Origin of the sequence: Caecibacteroides pullorum, assembly GCF_019239235.1 — a bacterium.
Classification (GTDB): Bacteria; Bacteroidota; Bacteroidia; order Bacteroidales; family Bacteroidaceae; genus Bacteroides; species Bacteroides pullorum.
The window spans coordinates 40247-64758 of the sequence record NZ_JAAZTS010000002.1 but is presented as its reverse complement, the minus strand read 5'-3'; the positions used below and the strand labels follow the sequence as shown (position 1 = coordinate 64758).

The 24512-nt window shown below is 46.1% G+C and carries 18 protein-coding genes; 6 read left to right on the top strand and 12 right to left on the bottom strand.

Annotation, left to right across the window (positions count from 1 at the left end):
* Window positions 1-11: 11 nt before the first annotated feature.
* The 11 genes from HF894_RS02150 to HF894_RS02100 form a co-directional block, all read right to left on the bottom strand.
* The gene (locus HF894_RS02150; RefSeq protein ID WP_204970928.1) at window positions 12-1139 is read right to left on the bottom strand and encodes a hypothetical protein; all 1128 of its coding nucleotides are present in this window, start codon (window positions 1137-1139) and stop codon (window positions 12-14) included.
* 296 nt (window positions 1140-1435) lie between these two features.
* A complete protein-coding gene (locus tag HF894_RS02145) occupies window positions 1436-2170 on the bottom strand; it encodes a hypothetical protein (protein WP_021847238.1) in 735 nt (244 codons plus the stop codon).
* 35 nt (window positions 2171-2205) lie between these two features.
* Window positions 2206-3789: a hypothetical protein gene (locus HF894_RS02140; RefSeq protein ID WP_021847237.1), complete on the bottom strand. Its 1584-nt coding sequence runs from the start codon at window positions 3787-3789 to the stop codon at window positions 2206-2208.
* A gap of 22 nt (window positions 3790-3811) precedes the next feature.
* Window positions 3812-4819 carry a hypothetical protein gene (locus tag HF894_RS02135; RefSeq protein ID WP_021847236.1) on the bottom strand — a complete coding sequence of 336 codons (1008 nt, stop codon included), beginning with the start codon at window positions 4817-4819 and terminating at the stop codon, window positions 3812-3814.
* 8 nt (window positions 4820-4827) lie between these two features.
* Entirely contained in the window at window positions 4828-5508 is a 681-nt protein-coding gene (locus tag HF894_RS02130; RefSeq protein ID WP_021847235.1) for a hypothetical protein, read from the bottom strand.
* A 1-nt stretch (window position 5509) separates the two neighbouring features.
* The gene (locus HF894_RS02125; RefSeq protein WP_204970927.1) at window positions 5510-6619 is read right to left on the bottom strand and encodes a hypothetical protein; all 1110 of its coding nucleotides are present in this window, start codon (window positions 6617-6619) and stop codon (window positions 5510-5512) included.
* Window positions 6619-7056, bottom strand: a complete 438-nt coding sequence (locus HF894_RS02120; protein ID WP_204970926.1) for an MORN repeat-containing protein — start codon at window positions 7054-7056, stop codon at window positions 6619-6621. The genes HF894_RS02125 and HF894_RS02120 overlap by 1 nt, the downstream gene beginning before the upstream one ends.
* A 233-nt stretch (window positions 7057-7289) precedes the next feature.
* Window positions 7290-10439: a tubulin-like doman-containing protein gene (locus HF894_RS02115; RefSeq protein ID WP_021847232.1), complete on the bottom strand. Its 3150-nt coding sequence runs from the start codon at window positions 10437-10439 to the stop codon at window positions 7290-7292.
* Between the two features lie 30 nt (window positions 10440-10469).
* On the bottom strand, window positions 10470-11078 hold the full coding sequence (locus tag HF894_RS02110) for a hypothetical protein (RefSeq protein WP_204970925.1): 609 nt from the start codon (window positions 11076-11078) through the stop codon (window positions 10470-10472).
* Window positions 11079-11533: 455 nt separating this feature from the next.
* Entirely contained in the window at window positions 11534-11647 is a 114-nt protein-coding gene (locus tag HF894_RS02105; protein WP_159436202.1) for a smalltalk protein, read from the bottom strand.
* 120 nt (window positions 11648-11767) lie between these two features.
* Complete coding sequence (locus HF894_RS02100) at window positions 11768-12250, bottom strand: HU family DNA-binding protein (protein ID WP_204970924.1); 483 nt, start codon at window positions 12248-12250, stop codon at window positions 11768-11770.
* Between the two features lie 163 nt (window positions 12251-12413).
* Between HF894_RS02100 and HF894_RS02095 the strand changes: the two genes are divergently transcribed.
* Together HF894_RS02095 and HF894_RS02090 are read left to right on the top strand one after the other, a co-directional pair.
* The gene (locus HF894_RS02095; protein ID WP_021847229.1) at window positions 12414-12632 is read left to right on the top strand and encodes a DUF4248 domain-containing protein; all 219 of its coding nucleotides are present in this window, start codon (window positions 12414-12416) and stop codon (window positions 12630-12632) included.
* 118 nt (window positions 12633-12750) lie between these two features.
* Complete coding sequence (locus HF894_RS02090) at window positions 12751-17199, top strand: CHAT domain-containing protein (protein ID WP_204970923.1); 4449 nt, start codon at window positions 12751-12753, stop codon at window positions 17197-17199.
* A 117-nt stretch (window positions 17200-17316) separates the two neighbouring features.
* Here HF894_RS02090 and HF894_RS02085 read toward each other — a convergent pair whose 3' ends face one another.
* Window positions 17317-19665 (bottom strand): DUF3987 domain-containing protein, encoded by a 2349-nt coding sequence (locus HF894_RS02085; RefSeq protein ID WP_204970922.1) that lies wholly within the window; start codon window positions 19663-19665, stop codon window positions 17317-17319.
* A gap of 259 nt (window positions 19666-19924) precedes the next feature.
* Between HF894_RS02085 and HF894_RS02080 the strand changes: the two genes are divergently transcribed.
* The 4 genes from HF894_RS02080 to HF894_RS02065 all read left to right on the top strand — a co-directional run bounded on the left by HF894_RS02080 (window position 19925) and on the right by HF894_RS02065 (window position 24509).
* Window positions 19925-20161 carry a hypothetical protein gene (locus HF894_RS02080; protein WP_021847225.1) on the top strand — a complete coding sequence of 79 codons (237 nt, stop codon included), beginning with the start codon at window positions 19925-19927 and terminating at the stop codon, window positions 20159-20161.
* 687 nt (window positions 20162-20848) lie between these two features.
* Window positions 20849-22153, top strand: coding sequence for an oligosaccharide repeat unit polymerase (locus HF894_RS02075; protein WP_204970921.1), 1305 nt, complete (start codon window positions 20849-20851; stop codon window positions 22151-22153).
* Window positions 22144-23289 carry a polysaccharide pyruvyl transferase family protein gene (locus HF894_RS02070; RefSeq protein ID WP_204970920.1) on the top strand — a complete coding sequence of 382 codons (1146 nt, stop codon included), beginning with the start codon at window positions 22144-22146 and terminating at the stop codon, window positions 23287-23289. The genes HF894_RS02075 and HF894_RS02070 overlap by 10 nt, the downstream gene beginning before the upstream one ends.
* An 11-nt stretch (window positions 23290-23300) precedes the next feature.
* Window positions 23301-24509: a Coenzyme F420 hydrogenase/dehydrogenase, beta subunit C-terminal domain gene (locus HF894_RS02065; RefSeq protein ID WP_204970919.1), complete on the top strand. Its 1209-nt coding sequence runs from the start codon at window positions 23301-23303 to the stop codon at window positions 24507-24509.
* Window positions 24510-24512: the final 3 nt, after the last annotated feature.

Sequence of the window (24512 nt, the reverse complement as noted above, 5' to 3'; positions counted from 1 at the left end):
TTTCCGATCCGTTATTCCGGTGCCAGTCCCAGCTTGTCAATCACGTCCTTGGTGATAATTCCGGCCGGTGCCTGCAGGGTAGTGATTACCCACGACTGTGCCAGCTCGTCCCAGCGTTGGTTGGAAATCGTCTGCCAGCCGTTTTCCCAGATACTTTCCTTCTCCATCAGTTTCTTGCGGCGTTTCCGATCCTTCTTCCAGTTTTCCCGATACTGTTCGGTCACGTCGCATGTCTCCTTCAGTTCGATTTCCAGTTTGTATTCGCCGGTTCCCCAGATATTCTTATAATTGTCGTCTTTGTCGCGATACCCCATGTACGAACGTGGCACGATAAAACTCTCTCCCACAATCTTGTAGACCGGTTCATCATTCCGATTCCGCACATACCTCAGGAAGCCCTTCTCATCCAGCTCCTCCGGATCTACCGGCACATTCAGCACAAATGCGCCCAGTTCCTGGTTCTTCTGCAGTTGTACGATTTCATTCATCCACGATGATATCAGCTTGATATTCATCGACAAGGTAAAGTTGTCGCGTTCGGCAAAGGAATATGGCAGATCCAGATACGTGTTGGGCAGGTTCGAATGAGTCGGACTCACGATCAGCGTATCCAGCACCAGTTCAAATTTCGAATGCTTTACAATCCGGTCAATCTTACTCCGATCGATATGGCACGACAGGTAGAAGACCGTATCGTTGTCCTCCAGCCTCAGGCAACCGATACCGTCAAAGCGCATGCCTTTCGGGTCCATCGCCCCTTCGAACGAAGCTTCCTTATAGAAATCATTGATTTCAGACACCGTGCTGATCTTTGTTTTGTATATATTTTCGGCTTTCACCGTTTCTTCCCACTCTTCCTTCAGCCGTGCGTTCCGGGTCAGCAGACTGCCGATGGCATTTACGCCCAGGTCGATAAAAGATGTCACATATCCCGAAGCGATTCCTTTCAACGATTCTTTACTTGCATTGAACAAATCTCCCAGATACCCTCTGTCCTTTCTGTTCACCAATTCACTATGCCTGGCTATTTCTTCCCCCAGGTCATTGCTTGTATAAATAAATGTCTTGAACTCTACCTGCTGTGCACTTCCCTGTAAGCACGCGCATAAACTGAATAAAAGAAACAATGCGTATTTCATAATGGATTAATTATAAGATTTCAATACAAAGACTTCTCTATAACCGGCTTCTCCCTCTCCAATAAGCCTCTTACACATTCGAAAATGTCATCTGCAAATATAATCTAATTTTACAGAAATAAAATCATAAAATCAACTTTTTCTCACAAAAACTTACCACACAACACCATACTAAGAATCCTTCCGAAACCATATCAAATAAACATTCATCTAAAAACAAAAAAGGGATGCGGTTCTCCGAACCACATCCCAATACAATAAGAAAACATAGCCTTAAAACAGCTATTCCTGGAGGACTATCCGATCAAATCACTCCACGCACTATCTCCTTCGGCTTCAAAATCTTTAGCCTTTTCAAATTCTTCCTTAATTTTATCAGTAGATGCACTGGTCGGCTGAGAATTCTCCAAAGAAAGATCTTCTATCGCCATCGGATCCACTGAAGCGTCCTTCGGTTTCCCTTCATCTGTAAAATGTTCACTATAAGCATCCATTAACTTATCCTGCTGTTTGAGCACTTTTTTCCATTTCACAGCCTGGTCAATATCTCCAGCACTTGCCAAAGCTCCTACACCGGCCCCGATAGCAGCACCTTTTCCTCCTTTTGCCAAGCCACCGATAAGAGCTCCACCGCCTACCTTAACCAATATCGCGGCAACCGCATCATTTACAGCCTTTTTTTGTGCTTTGATCGTTTCAGGTGTTCTTCGATTACCGAATTGATCTCTCAAAGCCACCTCATATTGCACAGTTCCATCTTCATTTCTTAACGTATCTCCTGATACCGGATCAAGCAAATATACCATCTCTGCATGGTATACGGGAAGTTTATCCCATTTCACCTTCACGGAAGCCGTATCTGCTTGAGCAGCCTCATTGGATGAATCTGTATCTGTAACAGAAGAAACGGTTTCTGTCACTTTATCAGTAGCCTTCTTTAATTTATTCAGGAAACTTTGTGCTGAAACTTGATTTCCTACAAACAGCAATGCAATAAGCATTACGACCTTACCCATAAATGTTTTGTTCATTGAATTAGTTTTTTAATAATAGGTTAAACAAATATTTAATCTTTAGTGTACATCATTACACGAAATTGTCTCATCTGATAATCATTTTTCGAGTCACGAGTTATTTTACTCATATTGACATATTCGATTTTACCAGTTTCTTTTGAATGAAAGAAAAAGCCTCGTGGCAACGCTTTACGGTCCAAATCCACCACAATAGTACCTTGTGCGTCCGTTTCACCAATCCGTCTGTAGAATGCAGAACCTTCTGTCAACTTCTTAAATCGTCTTTCAGACTGATATTCCTTCTTTTCCGGATGCCTTAAGCCGTTATTAACCCATACTTCCACTCCTTTCATTTCATCGCCCTGATGAAAACCAGTAGCGCCTCTCACCCATTGTGCCACCGTAAATTTGATAACCAATGGAATGTTTTCAATCATTTTTTCCAGTTTATCAATAATCTTGGTATAAAACTCACACGGATTATAATTATTCAGGATCTGTATGAATTCAAGTGCAGATGAAGCATATTCTTTCACTTCATCTTGTGTAGCATGTCCCTGTTTTTTTAGTTCTGCCATACGGTTCAATGCGTAACTTGTATACTTATTATAAATCAAGCAAGAGTCACAGTCTGCGATATTACTTCGAACCAATGACTTGTCAGCAGGTGCATCTTTTGCATTCAACGCACTCACAAAAGCCGTTTTGGCAGCCTTATAGTCGCGGTTATTCCACTGACGTACACCTTCTGCCAGCATTGCATCATATTCCGTTACATGAACAATTTCTTTCTTTATTAGTACGATGACTCCATAACGTCGCTTACTTCTTGGCCCGATTCCTGTGATATCAATGCTTACACGATTAGTACCCTGTGCAAAAACTTCTATCGTATTCATTTCTTTCACAAGAGCTTCCAACGCCGGTATCTCTTCTCTATCCAGCTTATCGTACATTTGCTCCTCTTCTTCTGAAACTTTGGCTGAGGGATCAAGCATCTTATTATAAAGCTCATCGCGCTTTTTCACCGCTTCTTCCAATTTTGTTTCCGCTTCTTTCAGATTAGCCACAGGAATCTTTATGGTAGTCACAAAAACGCTATTATCATTCTCCTTCCGTTTCGTTTCTTTTTCAGCATGCAAAGCCTCCGAGAAAGCCACTTGCAAGTCTTGCAAAGGAGTTTCTATTTCTATTTCGGCCAGTTTCTCATCCAGAATCACATCCTGGCTCCTGGTCTGGTCCTCAACGCGGATAGGTTTTTCTACTTCCTCAATCAGATACGCTTTATAGTAATTAGGCTGAAGACTGGCCATAATCGTTGTGCGGTTTATGTCTCCACGCTTACTGATTTCCAGTTTGGGTTGACTTGTCTCCGCAGAAGGATCTATCAGAATCTCATATTCATACAATCCTTCTTCATTCACTCCGTTTCGTTTGATAATAGGATTTTTCACATTAGTAAGTGTAATGACCAGATCGCCTCGTTTGGAATAGACCAGAATTCCCCCCATATCAAGCAACTGAGCTTCCCTATTTTCCTTCTCCAACGGCTTGTAAGAGATGTATTGAGATTGCGCCAACGCCATTTCACAAAGTGCGACTGACAGCAATAACAGACAGACGATTTTCTTCATACTCATAGTGCTGTTTACGTGGTTACAAATCAAATGCTCCTAATGTAGAAATATCATCATCGGGTTTTTGCTCCTTTCCTCCGACCCATTGAGGTTGCCATGTACGGATATGAATGATAGGATCTCCCCCATCTTTAGGAAACTCCCACAAGAGGAACAAGTATCCTTCATCACTATAGGTACTCGATCGCCATTCCTGACGCAAGCGTACCCCATATTTCGTCGGATCAACTTTCGAACGTGTGATACCTCCGCATCCACCCGTTTCTCCATTTTCACCTATCTGGCTGAATTTCACGTCAATCCATTTGTTCCGGGCAAATGCCAATTTCAAGTTACGTATATATTGCTCTTTGTTCTGCTTCGTATATTCAACCTTCGCTACTGCAGGCTGCATTTCGCTGGCTCTGCTCATTGTCACCTTTCCGGTAATAATCAAAGCGTCGTCGCTGAACATCTGTTCAATCGTCGCTATATCCTTTTTGTTATAGGCTGTACGGAAACGCTCTACATATTGCAGAATAATCATCCGCGTTTCTTTTTCAACGACCGACCCACACCGTTCCATGCTTTCCGCCATGTGTGCATCAAGTGCAAAGCGGAAATCGGTCAGCCTTCCGTATTTATCAAATTCAACGACTGCCTCCTGATAAGTTCCGAAACCGAAGTTCTCATCTTCCGGCGTTATAATCAAGGGGATATGGCTGACCATCATTGTTCCATCCTTGAACACCCAGCACCGCTCTACGACTTCGCTATCATCGCAATAAAAAGGAGTCACAGCCCACAAGTTTATAAGAGATTTCAAAGAAAAATCATCCATCGGCAAATGCTTGGTAACCAATATCTCCTTCGCCTTTTGAGCCCGGTTGATCTCGCTCAGGACAATCGACAGATTCTTTTCCGCAGTCTTTAAGGCGGCCGGAGCCGGCATCATTTCGTCCACGGTAAGAGTCACTGTTACAGAAGCCCAGCACATCACCACATTAAGCCATCCCAATAACAATATACAAACGATTCTATTTTTCATTGTTTTATTCAATTTGTCATTTTAAAACCAATAGCGCCACATCCTTTATAATTCTTTTCACTGTCAGCCTGCTTTGTCTGCACATTGACACGATCAGTGCCCGCTGATAAGACGGCAACAATTTTTCCTTCCCGGTTATATATGGCCAGGTAATAATCCTGCGGATTGTCCAACGAAGCATAACGACCATATTTGCTGATCTTTCCTGCTTCTTTCAGATTCGTTATCTTGGCTGCCAGATCAGCATATTCCGTACACGAAGCGATGTCCATGACAACATCGGGAAATGTCGATGCAGACGGTGTAGCCGAAGCGACCTCCTGCTTGGGTAGCTCCGACTGGCTTTCAGCACTCCCTTCCTTCAACAAATCAAGCTTCTGCACATACATAAACGAACGGAACATGTTTCCTCGGGGTATCACAATGGTAGTCCACTTTTCCTTATGGGCATCCGACGCCCCATTCTTGCCAAGCTTTTTTTGATTAGCCGACCATTCATTGATATTCGTATACAGCGCTTCTTCCGCCAGTTCTTTAGCATCTTCAACAGAACCAGCTGTAACATCCGCATAAATATACTGACTGTCTTTTTTAATGCTGTTAATCTGTTTTTTTACGCTTTCTGTATCATCAGCCTGAATTCCTATACAAAACAATAATAACGGTATGAATAATAATCTCTTTTTCATTTTACTTTTCTTTCATCTTTTGCATAAAAAAATCTTCTGTCACATTTTGCAACGGAATATAGACATACGATGTCCCGGTGATTGAATTCTGCCTCCCGGACAATATGCCAGTAGGAAAATTAACGGCCAAAACGTGATTATATCCTAATTCATTGTTCAGTGCAAAAATCGTAGCTGTAACGTTGTCTGCGGTATGTGTTTTTATACCCACATACAGCACACAACCATCCAGCCGGCAATATTCCACAAACTGTTGCAGCGTAATGCTCAGCGACGTCTTCCGATATCCGTAACGGTCTATTGTCAAAGCCATTGCTATATCACGCGTAAAGCAGCCTGTCAACAAGATGTTTTTGATACTCTCGATCGGATGTTCCGCATCCGTTATCAAGGCCCATTTGCCTTCTTTCTTTTGAAGATAAAGATCACTCTTTATTTCATCGCTTAAATAACTTCCCGGATTTGCAACGGAAAGTCCATCATCGGATAAAGACACGTCTTCTTCTGCCCAGTCACAATCAAAAGCAGAAGGGACCACCCGTTTAAGGTCCCGTTCAAAAATTGTTTCCAGTTCCACAGCATTCGCTCCCAGAATCAGCTGGCAATCTGCCGGGACAAACAATTCCAACGTATCCTTATCAAGAACCCACTGAATGGTATATGCACGTCGTCCGACATGCTTGATACTGAAACCCGTCCGGTCCGTTACCTTATGCCGCATAGCAATATTTCCACGGATACATTCTACCTTATCCAGAAATATCCGTTCCGCAGGCTTCTTCCCGTCGAGTTCCAAATCGAGCTCCAGGAAATAGCGCTCGATGAAATCAAAAAAAGGCATCATCGGATCATGAGTCCCATCCGTTCTGCCATTAAAAAGCTTATATCCAATATGAGATACATCCCCGAAACTGTTGGTTTTCAATTTTACGGGTTTGTTCTTATACCTGCCCAAACTGTCAATCGTCAAATGTTTCTCCAAATTGTCAGGCACATTAAGTTTCACCATACCGGCAATTGTCTTCAACCGTTCGGTACGGAAAGAAGTTTTGGCATTTACCTGTATCGTAAATGCCAAAACGATCCCATAAAGGATTATCCTCTTCATCATCAGGGTTTGATTGCAGTTTTATTGCCATCGTGAGACCAATAACCGATATTTCCGCTCACACGTCCGTCACGGAAATCAGCTTCGAATTCATCACCCGGATTGGCCACAAAATCTTTGGAGCTGACAATCTTATGTTTTTGTGTATACTTGATGACTCCATGTCCATGAGGAACTCCGTTCTTCAGTTCACCGGTATAAATGCCATAACCCAAGTCTACAGTTCCCCGTCCTGTAATCGGTTTCGGAGGATCCACTTTCACAGGTTCCTTTTTTTCTACCTCAGGCGTATCTATCGGCTGTGGATTTGCCACGTTTGTCGTATCTACTCCCTTCGGAGTCTCCGTTGGAGGAGTTGTAACTTCGGGAGTCTTTGAACCACACAATTTGATTCCCACAATGACACCTGCCGCAACCACCACCACTGCAACGATAATCATTATCAGTTTATTTTTACTACGTGCCGGAGGAGGACACTCACGCAAAGCCTTTCCGCATTCACTACATACAAAATCCTTACGAGCTGAAATCGTTTGAACTTCTTTCGATTTACATTTAGAACAATTTTCATTCAGACACATACCATATCTGAAACGTACATGTTCCGAATTACCAGATCTTACCATATTACTATATTATTTATTACTTTATTATATTTCACTAGCTTACTTTTTTACATCAGGGGAGGAGGCACCGAGCCATTGGTAGGAGGCAGAGGTGGCATCGAAGGTGCTACCGGAGGCGCAAACAATGCCTGAAGAACCGGAACCGTTCCTGCAGGAGCCCAAGCCGGCAGTCCTTCCATCCATACCATGGTTTGCGGTGTCAGCTGACCTCCAGCCACCATCTGTCTGCACATATCCATATTGTACGGACCGTATTGTTGGCCACCCACAGCTATAAATAAAGAGATAGCCGGTGTAACAGGAGGAGGAACAGGTGCTCCGCCAAACGTAGGCGGCTGAGGAGTCTGAGGCGGCATCATTGTCGGCTGGGTGAAGGCACCGGGTTGCTGTACCCCCGCCATACCGGCCATTCCTGCCATGCCAGCCTGCTGGGCTTGCTGAGCTTGTTGGGCCTGCTGAGCCTCCAAAGCAGCTTTTGCAGCTATTTCTTCAGCATTGTCTACAGCAAACAGAGAAGGGAACTGGCTTCCATCGCCCTCGCTATGCAGCAAGATCGCGTTGCTAGCATCCGTTGCCACATTTCCGGTATGCAAGAATTGCTCATAGCGTTTTTTATAGGGTTCCATCCACTCAATGGCACGTACCGGGAAGCAATAAGCCACCGTAATAATAGACAACTCATCCTTACGCGGACTCTTTCGGTTAACCGTGATGGTTGTACGTGCAGTACTTTGATTGAACGAGTTCTTGAAAGCAGCCTCCAGCTTATCCGCAAATTTCTTCAGATTCTCATTATCATCGGGCGAAGGGATCGACACCAATATCGCTTTTTTATTGATGCTGGCAGGATTGGTAGGACTCAGATTCCCTTCGTTGTTACGCAGATGCAACTGTACCTGATCGTTGTTAAGCCTCAGATACACTCCACTCTGACTTACAATCTTCGAAGCGAAGAACTTGATGTCATCATCCGTCTTCAGTTTCTGCTGCAATTGTGTCAGGATATTCAGGCCCAGCACCTTCCTGTCGCTATTCGCTTTTTCATCGTGTTTAGTCTTCACGATCTGGGTCAATTTAACATCGAAAGCATCCTTGATGTCATCGATGCTGATTTCATTGGCCAGATTTCCAAAGTTGATAAATTCAGTCTTTGGAAGAATCGAATCACGCAATTGTCTGGCGATATTAGGCATATCCAGTTTATCCGTCCTGAGGTCCGTTTCAAATTCGCTCATCGTATCGTCCTCACTAACCTCGATGATGGCTCCCTTCATGTCTTCCAGCCCCTTGTTCACTTTCCGTTGGGCTGTAACCAGTCGTTCAGTTTCCTCTATGGCATCATTGATCTTTTGACCGAACGCCGAGATATCCGCATCCATCTTACCCAGCTCCACAGCGAGTTTCGCGGCCAGTTTCTTGGCGAATTCCCAGGCCAGAAGCATTGTTTTCGAAGTATAGTAATCAGTCAGGATATTCTGATGGTCGGCATACAGGCGTGCTCCCTTACCTACCATACGCTGCAGAATACCCAACTGGCTCCAGTCTTCTACCGTAGCTATACGGTCCTGATCGCAAATTTCATAGTTGTTTTTCTCATCATTGGCCTTCTTGTCCAGATCTGTCCGGATCTCTCCCACACATTCCAACAGCAACTTAGAAACCTTTTGCAGCTCGACGATAGACACATCACCGATTTTCCATTTCTCAAACAGTTCCGCTTCTATCTTATGGCGAATTTCTCTGGCCATCTCAGGGATCGCCCGTTCTTTTCCCTTGAAGAAAGCTTCGACACCTTCTTCACGGAAATGTTGCAAATAAAATTCGCCCATGATATTGTCCAGCTCGTTCAACGGACAATCGGCTTTCTTCGCCTCTTCCGCATAGCCGATGGCTTTGTCATGCCAATATTCATTGAAACGGGGATAATCCGTATCCGATTCCAGGATCTTCACATCCAATGTCAGATGCGCATCGTCCAGCATCCAATTGGAAAGATTGTCCTTGTTCAAATATTCCTTCCGATAGTCCTTGTTCTTTTCTTCATTGACAAATCCCTGGTTTTCACGCCAGTTATTGTATTTGAACTGATACAGAATACTTTCTCCTACCGTATAGGTAATATGTTTCAGGATACGAAGCTCAGGATACATCACGCGTTTGATACCAAACGAATTTATTTTTTTGGTTCGTGCCACAGGAATCCGTCCGTTGCTTCCGGGATTGGCCGCTTCGTCATATTCCAAAGCAAAATCATCCATGTTCTCAAAATTATAAGCTCGGATGATATCATCGTTGATCTGGTCTTCATCATTCACGAAGAATATGCGGGCAAAAATATAATCGCTTACGATCTTTGGCAATTCCGTCAGCGAATTAATCGTTAAACCGTTCTCGTTGACATTGCTGTAAATCGTCAAACCGTCTGCCACACCTTTTACACGGTCGTTATACAATGCCAGCTCACCCACGCCTGTAACATCCTGCGGGTTCCAGCGTCCGGCCTGCAAAGCGTTCAGCTCGTTCATGGCCGCATATCCGTTCTGGTAATAACGTCCCTGATCCATATCGCTCTTGGGCAGGTTCATCTCAGGAATCATGGCATAAACGGCTATTTTAGCATTCGGGAATGTTTTTCTGGACTGAGTAATGACATCCACAATCGAACCCGATCCTGTTCCGCCACAGAGTCCGGCAAAGATATGAATATTGGTACGGCTCGAATCGCCCGACACCCGTTCACAACGTGCATACGCATCCCTCAGGCTATTTACATAACCGATTGCATTAGCTGCAAACAACAGACGACCGGCACGACGTTTCTGCCCGGCAGCCTGCCCCAAAGAGCCTATTGCCGATCGGACCGCATCCACATTGTTTACAATTCCTCTTACAGAAGGATAATTACTTATATGGTTCAGAATATGTTCAACATCGACAGCCTTGATATTCAGGAATTCATTGTTCGTAAACGAAGCGTCCTGCCCCATGACTCTGAAGTCCGGGCGGGCCTTCCCGTCCTTAGGCATCATTTCGTCTGTAGAGTCTACATACAGAATCGCTACTGGCAACTTTTCACGTTCCTCCTGGGTAGGAAATTCTTCAAACATACGCATCTTAAAGGCACGAAGAATCTTGCCGCCCGTACCTCCCAAACCAACCAGAATGTGGTTGCTGTTGCAATAATTTGTCTTTGTCATATCTTATTGATTTTATTTAATATGCTTTACTTATCTTCTTGTCATACGTCTTCTGCTGGGATGTCCTACAGAAGTCCGATTGCCGGAGGAAGCTCCCACCCGTCTGGCGTTCCGATGGCTGTCGTTACGGATCGAAATAGTCTTTATTACAATAACGGCACCTACCACCACAAACAAGAGCGACCAACAGATGCGTCGGAAAATAAACCAATTCATATAGCTCCGCAACTCGTCACTCATGGCTTCAGCAATCGTATCCGAAGTATGACCCTGGAAATCTGCCATATTCACATAATATCCCACTAAAGGCCATTCCTCACTTATATGATCAAGAATCACCTGACTGTCTTCCGTCGAAAAAGCCTGTGTACTAGGTATATCCTGCACCAACTTATTTACATAAAATTCAACATCATCACAATATGACTTAATCGTGATGGCACCACAAAGCAAAATTGATTGAAAAGAAAGAAAGAAAAAAAGGATAATGCCTACAGCAATACTGGCAATGGAAAAAGTCGAATTGCGCCACCATAAGCGAATCAACACATACATCAATATAATACCAATGATGGTCAAGACCACACCCACCAGCATACTCCCCAGTGAATGATAAAAGATGTTCATTAATGCTCCCATATATAGCAACCTATTTTATTTGTCTACGAAATCACAAAATCAATTTCACTATAAATTAGCATTTCTGATAGTCGTTCAGTCGTTGTTATTTTTAATACTAATTTTAAGGCTGACGCAAATGTAGCGATTTATTTTAAACGACAAAAGATTTCTTGACGAAAATAAATAATCCCTCGTTAGTTCTATACTTCCTCTCTACCAACATGTTTCATCTATTTTGTCATTCCTACCCTGAATCAGCAAAAAGGAAGGTGTGCCGAACCCGGAAAGACATTCTCCAAGTTTGACACACCTTCCTTAAAAACCGTAAATCACTATTCCGAACGGCTAACGAGCCTTCCCCCCTCACCTCATCCCTCCCACCTCAAAATAAAGGCACTACTTCCCAGCGTCCAGCCCACCTTCATAGCAGATGCCGATGCTGTGACGGTTGTGGTTGCGGCAGTGCATCCTCATCACGACATACACGACGCTACACCAAACACACCGGCCAAGGCTGTCGCCACGGTCACAATAATCTTGAGCACAAGGCTCCACACGTTTTTCTTTTTCGTTGTTGTTTCGCTCACTTTGGTAATGGATAATTAAGAATAGATTATTAAAATTGAGAATGGATAATTGAGAATTGAAAACTGACAATGACCTGCGGACAGGCTAATTATCCATTTTCAATTCTCCATTCTCCATGATTACAACGGACTTCCTCCTTCCTCGTCCTCGTTGTCACTGCCTCCCGGCGTCGTACCGCCTGTTCCGGCCGTCTCGCCGTCTACTACATACTCGGACAGCTCGCGAAGCGTACCCTCCAGGTTGAGCTTCGCGTTGCTCAGCTCGCCCGTGGCACGTGCCCGCAGCTTCAGTCCCTTCACGTTTTCGCTCACCTTGAACTCGGCGGCACTCGGAGCCCCGTGGTCGCTGACGATGCCCACCGAGAAGATGGCCAGGTCGTCCAGCTTCACGTTCTTGCTGTCCAGAATCAGCTCCTTGATACAACTCACCATATCCGCCAATACTCCCTTGATCACACCGGGCGAAAACGGCGTGTTGTGTTTCGACATGTGCTTGGACAAGGCGTCGATGTCCAGCGTTTCCTCGATCACGGGGCGTGCATACCACAACCCATTCAGCGGACTGTTCTCTCCAGTCACTTGATACTTTTTGTAACGAATCATTTTGTTAATTGTTAATTGATAATTGATAATTGGAAATTTGTTACCACAAAGATACACCCCCTCCTTCCACCCGTTTCCCCTTCTCTCCACCTCCCTACGCTTTTGTACCGTTATTTTCGTTTAAACCTTTGGAAATCTGATAGAAAAGGTGTAAATTTGACGTATGGAAACCTTCAAGATAAAGACATACGGGCGCACCGAACTGGCCCTACTCTACTCCCCCGAACTCTCCGCCCAGGGAGCCTGGCGGAAACTGTTGCGATGGATCAACCATCATCCCACCCTGGGCGCACGCCTGGCCGCCACCGGTCTCACGTCCCATTCCCGCGTCTTCACCCCCGCCCAGGTCCGCCTCATTGTAGAAGCGCTGGGAGAGCCTTGAGACAATTGAAAATGGAGAATTGATAATGGAGAATGGGAAATAGGGAAAAAGTACACTTCTATTTTCATTTTTAAAACAAAAATCTCTACATTTGTCCCAAGAGAAAAAAGGAGGGACCATGTTGAGAATCAAAACACAGTGGATCTGTTGCGCACTGTTGCTCTTCCTGTTGCTGGTAAACAATACGGAAGCGAAAGCCCAGTCGGCCGATGAACTCATCAACGAATATCGGGCCTGGATGGCGGAACACTATCCCCGTCCGGAAGGTATGGACACGGAAACACTGTTCAGAACAACCCTCTGGGCCATCTACGACGGACAGCGCGAACCGGAAGTCAAAACCCTGCTGCGGACAGCCGCCCAAAAGGTCCCCGAGCTACAGGCTTATGCCGACTGGCTGGACAGCGGAAAAAGCGATCCGTGTTCCGAAGCAGGCACCCGGGCTCTCCAGGCACTCACCCGGGCATCCGGCGAACAGTTGGGCAGCCGCCACCTGACCACCGCATGGTGCCGCCTCCTCCTTTCCATCCAGCTGAGCACGACGCAGGACGTCACCGCCCAGGTAGACCAGCTGATCAAAGACCTGCAACAACCCACCACCACCGAGACCGACCGCGAAAGGCTGTCCCTCCTCTGTGCGGCCAGGCTGACCCAGTTCACCAACCGTCTGTGGGACCGGTTCGTCGAAGATCCCGAAACCTATCCCGAGCTGCTCAAGACGGAGCAGGAAGTCCTCACCCTCTACCCCGTCCAATCGGAAACCGCCGACCACACCCGGGCCTTCCTCTACTACCTGCTGGCAGAAGCCAAGTCCACCCTGAGCCATCAGGTGGAAGCCAACTGGGCACAAAATCAGTTCGGCTGGCAGGACAGTACCGGATATTTCAAACTGAATAATGGAATCGTAAGCAATGCCGACTTCTATTACTACCAGGCCTACCAGCTGTATCGCGTCCTGTACCCCGAAGGACATCCCGAAGTCATCCATCTGCTGCGCTCCTACAACATTTTCATATTCAACAGTTCAACCGTAGATCAATCGATATTGCAAGTTGTCCAGCTTCTGGACGACTACATGCAAGCCTATTATCCCGAAGGCTCCGTAGAACGTATGCTGATCCGCACAGACCTATGGACATGCAGGCTGCTGATGGGGGAACCCAATCCCGATGCCACCAACTGTCCCGCACTACTGAAAAAACTGGAGCAATGCTGGGGCACAGACAATTATTATTATGTCAACCTCCTGACATTTATGGCAGCCTTCGCTGGAGCCAGCGGCCTTGCCGAAGCCGAAAATATACTGGACAATCTCGATGCCCTGCTGGACCGTCGCTACACAGCCCAACCACTGAAGAAAGCCTACCTGCTGAACTCAGTCTATTCATCCCTGAAAGACCGTTTCCCAGAACGGGCCACCGAACGGATGACACAAGCCTATACGCTCTACCGCACCCATCACGACAGCAGCATGCTATCCATCGCGCTGGGAAGACAGCTCGTTGAGAATAGCAAAACCGGATCTTCAAACAACCAACTGGCTGTAGAAATGCAAGGTTACGTATGCACCGACACCAAAGCCCGTTTCGGAGTTTCCTCTCCCATCACCTTTGGCTCGGAGCAAGACCTGGCCATACTCACGGCAAATATTGACATAGAAAAAGCGGATGCACTGTTTTCCGATCTCATTGCCCGGATGCAAGCAGCAGGAGTAGACTGTACAGCGACCCGTAACGCCTACCTCGACTGCCTCTTCTCCGTAGGAAAATATCCGCAGGCCATCGAAGTATGTCGTCTGTTGATAGAAGATACAACTCATGGCACACAGAACCAAAAATGCAATCAGTTGCTGATGTACACCTACCTGTTGGGAAAAACCGGAGGCAGCGAGACGGAAAGAGCCGACAGCTATGCAAAGGCCACCCAAATGTTCACAGCCATCGAAGACTCCTTGAATTTCAGCACCTATAGCTTTGAACTGGCAGCCTATTACCTGATAGAGAAGGGACGCTACCAGGAAGCCGTAGACATGCTCGACCGTGGCATCGCCCTGAACCAATGGCAAACCTGGGGCAACGTGGCAGACCCACAATACCTGTCCATGGCAGCTCTGAAAAACGAAATCCTCTACGACAACCTGAATCAGATGGTCGAAGCCAAAAGACTCATCAACCAACAGCTACAAGACTACACCCCCGATCGTATCACCTACTACACACCAAATATCCTGAGCTTCCTGATACGATGCTACAACCTGATATTTACCGAAAGCAGCAATGACTTCGCTCAACTCGCCCCTCTTATGTCGTCCATTATGCAAATCACAGCAAAATTGTGTGCCCAAAGCGGAAACGACCCACAATTCTTGATGCTCTACGTGACAGAGATAACCACTATGTGTGTTGACTTTATAATTGACACGAAAAAGATGGATAATCAATTCAACAGAGAACTTATGACGGACGAACAAAAAAAGTTTTGGCAACAATATACAGATTTACTGTCCACCTATCAGGAGCCAATAAAAAACATGATGATATTACTTGAAGAAGAATTTGAAAAGTTCGGCTTCACTCCCCAGACAAGAAACAAATATGCCACCCTCATCTACTACCTGGCACATTATTATCAAACCCTGGAGTCCAATCCTCAAAAAGCACTCCACTACATGAAACGGTATGTGGAACTGCGAAAGGAAAAGCCTCTGGATGCTTTTTACGCCTGGATTGCCCTGGGCGACATGTATGGTAAACAACAGCAGCATGCCCAGGCACTAAAAGCCTTTTTGGAAGCCGAGAAGCAGCTGGACCTGCTGGAACAGATTGCTCCCAACGACCACACCGCCCTGGAAAGCCGCCTGTGCGGCCTCTATTGCCAGCAGGGGCAGTTCGCAAAGGCGCTCCCCCACGCACGCCGCTATTATGCCTCCATCCGCCGGATCATGGACGGCAATTTCCAGCTGATGACCGAAAACGAGCAGAACAACTTCATGGAAACCTACATGGATCCGGCATTCTGGCTCACCACCCTGCTCGAGGCGATGCCCGACACCCTGGCAGCCGAAGCCTACGACGCTGTGCTCTACCGCACCGGCATGCAGCTGCGCTCCCAGCGGCAGACCCTTCAGGCCATACGCCAGTCAGGCGACAGCGTCCTCGTGGCAGCACTGGACAGCCTCGACCGCCTGCGCATCCATCAACGTAGTATTCGAATGAACCCCTACGAAAACCTGCAGGACACCCAAGCCGCAACCGAACAGAGCCGCCTGGCCTACGCCGCCAACGTACTGGAACAGCAGATCATCGAGGCCTCCGAACCCTACCGGAAACGCTACGCCCTGCATGTCAGCTGGGACGAAATACGGCAGAAGCTGGCCCCCGACGAAGCCGCCATCGAGTTCGTGTACGCCGGCAAGCACGTCATGGCACTGGTCGTCAGACCGGACAGCCCGTCTCCCCGCCCGGTTCGACTGGTGGAGAGCGACACCCTGGTGACCCGCCTCAAGGCGCTGGACGCCAACACCTCGGCCCGACTGGCCGTCAAGCTCTACAACGAACAGGCCGTCGACCTCTACGGCATGCTGTGGGCACCTCTGGAGCCCTGCCTCCAGGGCGTCAGGACGGTCTATTTCACCACGCCGGGCATCCTGAACAACCTCTCGTTCGCCGCCTTCGCCACGCCCGACGGCAGCTACCTGACGGACAAGTACCGCCTGCGCCAGCTCACCACCACGGCCGCCCTGCTGAAGCCGCGTGAAGTCGGACAGACACCCCGCTCGGCCCTGCTCATGGGCGACATCTACTACTCGCCCCGCCAGCAGCTACTGGCCGACAGCGGACGTGCGGACGAAGCCCGGGGAGCGGACGACGACCTCGCCCTCGACGACTTCGACAACCGGGGCGTCAGCCGCGAACACTTCAAGTACCTGCCTTTCACGGGCGACGAACTGGCCAACATCGAACGCAAACTGACGGAACACCGCCTCTCCTCCGCCGACCTCACCGTCCGCAAAGGCGCATCGGCCACCGAAGCCGCCTTCAAGGAGCTGGCCGCCCGCAAGCCCGAAGTCATCCACCTGGCCACCCACGGATTTTTCGTGGCCGACGACCGCGACGCCTCCCGCATCCCTTACTACCGCCAGCGGATGCAGAACATGACCAACTCCATGCGTCGTGCGGGCATCGCACTGGCAGGCGCCGAAGCCACCTGGTGTGGAGCGGAAGGCCACGACGAGAACGACGGCATCCTGACGGCCGACGAAGTGGCCCGTTTCGACCTGCACGGGACGCGCCTCGTGGTGCTCTCCGCCTGCGAGACGGCCCTGGGCAACTATAGCTTCGAAGGCGTCTACGGCTTGCCGCGCGGCTTCAAGCAGGCCGGTGTCGAGTCGCTGCTCGTCAGCCTGTGGAGCGTCAACGACCGCTCCACCTCCCTGCTCATGTCCGAGTTCTACCGCTACTGGCTGGAAGGAAAACCCGTGCGCGAGGCGCTGGAGCAGGCCGTCCGGGAAGTGAGAAAACAGTATCCGCAGCCCTATTACTGGGCGCCGTTCGTGCTGCTGGACTAGCGTCCCAGTCCTCCACTCTATTCCTCCAGACCTCCGCTTCAGCCGTCCAAACCTCAACATTTTTTAAGCTCAACGCTCACGTTTACCCCTTGGACGCCTTGTCGAGCGAAATGGCCTCTAGAGCCGTTTATAGACTTTTCCTTCGTGTTTCAGCACGCCTCGTTCCGTCATTCTTTTCAAAATCCTTCGCACGCTCGATTCCGGCAGTTCCTGCCGCTGCGCCTCCTCCATCAGCTCCCTGTAGGTGAACGTCCCGGGCAGCTTCTCCAGCACCGGCAGCAGGCGGGCGAAGGGCTGCAACGGACGCACCCGCCTCTCGTAGGCAGGGATGGACGAGCTCAACAGCAAAGCATGTTCCAGCAACACCGCCGCGATGGCCAGCGACGCGTCCAGGTCCTCGTCCGAACAGTAGCGCGTCGACATCGCCCACAGCTCGTCCTCCCCCTTGCGCAGGGCCGTCAGCACCGCCGCGATGCGTGCCGCTATCAGCCCCATGCGCATCACCGACGACGCCATGCGTTCGCCCCCTTCGGCCACCACCTCCTGCAACTTGCGGCTGAAGAAAGTCGAGTGGCGGCGCCACTGCTCCCGCGTCAGCTCCACGTCCGTACGCCGCCCCTTCATCATCTCGTGCATCTTCAGCACCCGCTTGCCCAGCTCGCGGAAGTGCGTCCGCAGGTTCTGTACCTGCCCCTCCGCACTGGCGTCGCGCCACACGTATTGCGGCTGCACCTGGTAGGCCGCCAGTCGGCTGAAGAGTCCGTCCTCCGTGTTGTGCACCAGTGACAGGAATTGCATCGGCGTCCCCGTCATACACAGCGCCAGCATCGGATAGGGCACGAACACCGGCTTGCCGTCTACCTTGAACGACGAGCTGATGGGTTCGTGGTGGAAGCAGGCGCGCAGCACGTCGTCCTGCTTGCCGTAGTCCTGCCCGATGGCGGCCGACAGCGCGTCTATTTCCGACGTATGCAGCACGCCGGACACCTCGCGGTTGGCCCACAACTGGCGGTAGAGCATGGACTTCGACGTGTTGGGCGATATCTGGAAATAGATGCGTTCCGGCTCCTTGGGCTTCGGTTCCGGCTTCTCGCCCTTGCGTCCCTTGCGCATGCGCTCGCTGAAGTCCTCGTTCCACTGTTGCAGCCGGGCCTCGTAGGCCGCCTGTTCCTCCTCGCCGCGGGCCAGGTAGTAGTCGTGCAGCGGGTGCGACAGGTAGGACACCTGCGTCACGATGCCTTTTCCCGTAGCTGCCGGTGCCACGACGGCAAAATACAGGTGCGGACGCATGTCGTGGCGGTCGTAGTGGAAGTGCACGTCCGGCAGGCAGGCGCTCAGGTGGGTCAGCATCGCCATCAGCACCATGTCCCGCTCCCGCCGGTCCATGGCCACCGTCAGCCCCTCCTTCAGCAGCTGCGGCAGGCCGTCGAAGATGGCGTCGTCGAAGTAGGGCAACGCCCCTCTCAGCCTTTCATTATTTTCTGACAAATCCAGTTCCGCGTCCCGTTCGTCCGCTTCGACAGGGGGTCCATAGTGGCGGTTGTGAGCGTTGAGCTTATTTTTTTCGGACACATTTTCCTCCGATTTCCTGCTCAGATAGCTGTATCCGTCCGATAAGCATTTCCGAATTTCTGACTCCGAAAGTGTCGTACTTCCCAATTTCCCCGTAACCAGCTTTTTCAGCTCTTCCAGCTCCTGTGGCGAAAGGTTTTTACATCTTGCCGTCCGTCCCAGCTTCAGCAGCAGCTCGTGTCGGTGTCCCTTCTCGAAGCCGTTCTGTTGCAGGAAGTAGTCCAGCATCCCCTGCAGCATGCCGCTTCCCTCGCCCTGCGGTTCGCCCCCTTCGGTGTCCGCCTCCTGCTGCATCCGGCGCTTCGCTTCCAGCCTGTCCTCGTCCGTCTCCAGTCCGCGCCAGGCCATCATCCGTGCCCCGTAGTTCACGTACAGCTCCTCGTCGTGCGCCGCGCTGCACAGGCGTCCCACGTTGCGGCACGCCTCGTCCACCTGGCATCCCGTCCGCTGTTCCATCCATCGCCCCACGACGCGATACGCCCTGAGGTACTCCTCCGTGCTCGTCACGTCCACGCGGATCACCGCCTTCACCCCTTCGCCGGACACCGACGTCCAGGCCAGCATCACGCAGTCCGTCATCCGCAGCCTTTCGAGCAGTTGTGTGCGTGCCGCTCCCACGTGGTCCCAGTCGAACATCATCAGCCCCGTCAGCCGCTTCAGGTCCTTCTCCTGCCTGCCCCCTTCGAACACACCGGCCAGTGTAGCGGCAGGCAGCGCCCGTTTCACCCGTGCCGCCTCCCCTTCGCTTCCTTTGGCCGTCAGCCGTCGGTATTCCTCCGTCAGTCGTTTCACCTCCCCGTTCGTGCGTATCCAGTCCACGAAGCGGGCCACTGTCATCTCCATCGGTTCCTTGTCATACAAATTGCGGAACCCCGAAATCATTGTTGTCTCCATAGTTTAATTGATAATTGAAAATTGATAATTAATAATTCTTCATTCCTCATTCTTCATTCTTCATTTTATTCTTCATTGTTCATTAATCATTGACAAATTTCATTCTTCTTTTTCAATCCTGCAAATCAGAAAATACGGGCATAAAATCCATTCAGACGCACTACACAGGCACCATTCCGCACATTTATCCCAACATCCCCGTTTAAAATAAATTTTCATTTTCACATATTAGCCGGACAAACTTTTAAATCCTGTACTTATGAAAAAGATTTTTCGTGTCGAAGTATGGATCGACGATAAGCACTTCCATACCCTGCAAGGCGAAGTAAGTCATGTCCGCAACCGCCGCCTGGCCCTGACGCAGATTTTCCGCAACATCCTGCGCCAGCTCTACACCCATGGCCATCTTCCGGCCACGCACGAAGAGTTCCGTACCCTACGCACCTTGCGTACCCTCGTCAATCGTCTGGAGAGCCATTTCCAGGCAGAAGACTGACCACGAACAGCAATAGCGGTTAGTAACCATCCCTGTATGGAATACTAACCGCTAAAAAAATTCTCAATTCTCCATTTTCAATTATCAATTCTCAATTAATGAAGCCCCTTGGAAGTAAAAATAAAAAAAATGTTTTTTATTTTGTACTTCGCTCGGTTTGCACTATCTTTGTCCCCGCAGAAACTGAACTTGACGTCCGTCTCTCCGATCATCTACCTGTGAGAGGCGACCGCGTAGCGTACCCGGACGTTCCGTCCTCCCTTCCGCAAACAAGCATCAGCTTCTACTCTACTCCACCCGCAACACACTGACAAACAACCTGTATCCGAGCTTTTCGCAAGTCCGGACCATTCGTGTTGCGCCAGGAGTCCCCAGCCGCAGGCGGGCCGCCTGTGTTCCGACACAGCCACATATTTCACTCTAAGATCCCGTCGGTATGCAGCCAGGGATATTTGTAAAAAAATCACAGGCATATAAACAAACGCACAGAAGAGTTGGCAATCACTTTTTAGCATTTTATCTGTATCATCTGTGGTGCACAATATAATTATTCACCATTAAACTCCGTGCTCACTTGTAATGCCTTCCTGTCATGCTGAATATAATGCATATTGTCGAAGTAGGCTACATTAATCATTGATCATTACCAATACTTTAATCGGGAAACACTCCAAAAGAACTTTCCCTATGGAGAACGTTAAAAGTGGATACTTACAAAAAAACACTAAGAGACACATTGGAAGTGGAAATAAACAACCTAATATGATTTTAATTATTTTTTTATTTATAATATCTCTACTCCTTTATATTCAATACAAGAAAGAAGGTCGATGGATTAATATTGTTTCAATTTTAGCTGGCCCATATTTATTATTAGTTGCACTAAACAATATTTTTATTCACCGATTGGGATTCTTTTTAATTTCAGATAAAGTCCTTTTAATGCTATTGTGTGGCATAATATGCTTTTACATTGGTACAATTTTTGTGAATAACAAAAAACAAGGTCAAGTTATTGAAGAAGATAATCTAAAGAAACTAAAAGCCTATCATATTAAAGCTATGACTATTACCCTTTATATTATAGCATTGATAGGATTAATAAAAGTAAAATCACTAATTACTTCAGGCGCTTTTTCTGCAATTAATATTGATGATGCAGAAGGAATTATGGGAAATGGTATAGTAGGACATTTGCTTAATTTATCTTATTCAATATGTCCAATAGTATTTCTTTACTGGACATATTACCCCAAAAAAATATTATATTTATTACCTATCATACTTTTAATAATAATAACTTTTTCCACACTAATAAAATATAATATAATTGGATTTTTTGTAATCTTATTTATGTTTACAATGATATACAGAAAATCGCTATTAAGAAAAGCATTATTTACACTAGTTATTTTTGTAACTGTTATTTTTATATCTAACTATGCTTTCACGTTTGCAATGAAAGAAGTAGAGGTAGAATCCGCTTTTTATTATAATCACTTGTGGAAATACTGTTCAGGATCTATAATCTATGATAACTATATCTTTTCTCTTGGTATAAGACCTGAAACAAATTTAGCTTATAAAATACTCACATTTATATTCGCACTTCCGAATATGTTCCTTGGCAAATTATATGATGTAACTTATTTCCAACATGAAGCACAACAGCATCTACCCGTTCACAATGAAGGAGAAACTAGCAATGTTGTTGATGCCATTGGATATATATTCCCATCAAATGGAAATGCCTTGGAAGTTATATGCTTTTGCATTGTACTAATAATAATAGGTTTTATATCAGCTTTAATCTACAAAAAAGGAATTACACAATCAAATAAATTACATACATATTTAGCAATATATCTTACATATTTTGTATTCTTTTCCTTTTTTGGAACATTCTATATTGTATCGGGACCATGGGAAATTTTAGTATATTCTTTATTAATTCCTTCACTATTTTATAAAAAAACTAGAATATGCAAATAGGCATTATTACTTTTCATGCATCTTACAATTTTGGATCTGTATGGCAAGCTTTTGCACTTCAAGAAACGTTGAAGTGTTTGGGATATGATAATGAAATCATAAATTATCGAATGCTCTCCCAAAAAGATAAATACTCTCTTTTTCCTTTAACAGGAGGCTGGAAAACTATAGTAAGAAACATACTACAGCTAAGATACATAAATAACAAAAGAAGGTCCAATCAAAAATATGAAGATTTTATTACTACTTGGTTAAATCTTTCAAAGGAGGTAAATGTCGTACGCGATTTGAAAAATTTCTCAAACAAATACGATGAATATTTAACAGGAAGTGATCAAGTATGGGGATATGATGTTCCGGAATTTGTTTCTTCAAAAGAAGATTCTCGAAGTCCTTATTTTTTAAACTTTACTGACAAGTATAAAATTTCTTATGCAAGTTCAACAGGAGTTTCCAGTTTGGAAGAATTAATAAAACAGAAAGATAATCTATTAAGCTTTTCACATATTTCAGTTCGTGAGCAGCATGGAAAAGAACTAATTGAACAAATCATTAATAAACATGTCGAAGTTGTATTAGACCCTACTTATTTAATTTCTCATTCCAGTTGGATTAATCTTGCTAACCAATTCGATACTTATTTACCAACAGGAAAATACATTTTAATTTACAGTTTACAAGGCATGAAGAAACGTAAAAGATGGATTGAACTAATAAATAAGATATTATCCCAATATCCCAATTTCCAATTTGTTACAATTTCACCATTTGCTCCAATCACGGGTAAACAAATCTATAATGCTGCATTTTCTGGACCAAAAGAAATTTTATCTATTTTTGCTAACGCTAGTTATATTTTTACAGATACTTTTCATGGCATGTCTTTTTCTATCCATTTTAGGAAATCTTTTTCTTTATTAGAAACTACGCAAGCTGATTATCGAAAAAAGAATATACTGACCAAATTTCATCTTGAAGAACGGGAAACAAATAACATTGAAAAAAGTATTCTCCTATTTAAAACTCCTATTTCATATACAGAAAAAGAAATAATAATTCAAGATGCAATTAATGCATCACTTGATTATTTAAAATCTGCCATTGAAGATGGTAAGAGAAAAAAAATCCAAGAGTAATTTAATATTACATGTCTAAAGAAATATTTAAAATTTGCACAATAAATAATTGTACAGGCTGCGGAGCTTGTGAGCAAATATGTCCTCATGGTTGCATTAGTATGGTAGAGAATTCAGAGGGCTTCAAATACCCTCAAATTGACTTTGATACATGCCTCTATTGCAAACGATGCGTAAATGCCTGCCCAGAAAATGTTCCTGTTCCAAAACATGATGCCAGCTTCTATATGGCATGGCATCGATCCGAAGAAGTTTTATTACAGAGTTCTTCTGGAGGGATTTTTACAGCATTAGCAAATTATGTCTTCCAAAAAGAAGGTATTGTTTACGGAGTTATTCAAAATGCTTCTAAGGTATATACATATCACATTGGTATAGAAAATCAATCTGAATTAGATCAATTAAGAAGAAGCAAATACTATCAAAGTGACATAAAGCATACTTACATTGAAGTAAAAAAATGGTTACTTCAAGGGAGATGGGTATTATTTACTGGAACTGCTTGCCAAATAGCAGGCTTATATAAAGTTCTAGCTAAGACTCCCAAAGACACATTAATTACAATGGATGTATTATGTCATGGCGTAACCAGTCGTAATGTTATTAAATACTTTATAAAAGATAGAATGAAACAGTATGGAAAATCAATAAAAGATTTTGGTTTCCGTATCAAAAAAACAAATTCAGGTTGGCCACAAAGCTCAAGATCTTGGTTTGAATTAGAGAATGGTAAGCTAATTATAAGTAACTACGATGAAGACATGTTTTTTCCAGGATTTAACAAGAATTTGTTTTTACGCGAATCCTGTTATCATTGTAAATATTGTGGACGCCTGCGTATCAGCGATTTCACCGCTGCTGATTTTTGGGGAATAGATCAGAATAGTATATCTAAAAATCAGCTATATAGTGGAGTTTCATTATTGGCAGTTAACACACAACAAGGAAAAGACATTATGCGACAACTGTCTTCGGACTTAGATGTTAAACCTATAGATATAAATAATTTTATTTACAAAACAAGCCATGCGCTAACACGACCATGCAATCGTCCCCATGAACGTGATATTATATTTAACCTCTTGCAAGAGAAAGGATACGATAATACACTTCACACTTTAATTCCCAAACATTTTTTCCAAGTAAAAAGGAAGAAAATAATAACTAAACTAATAGGCATAAAAGGATACAACCTATTGAAAGTATTGTTACGCAAATAAATC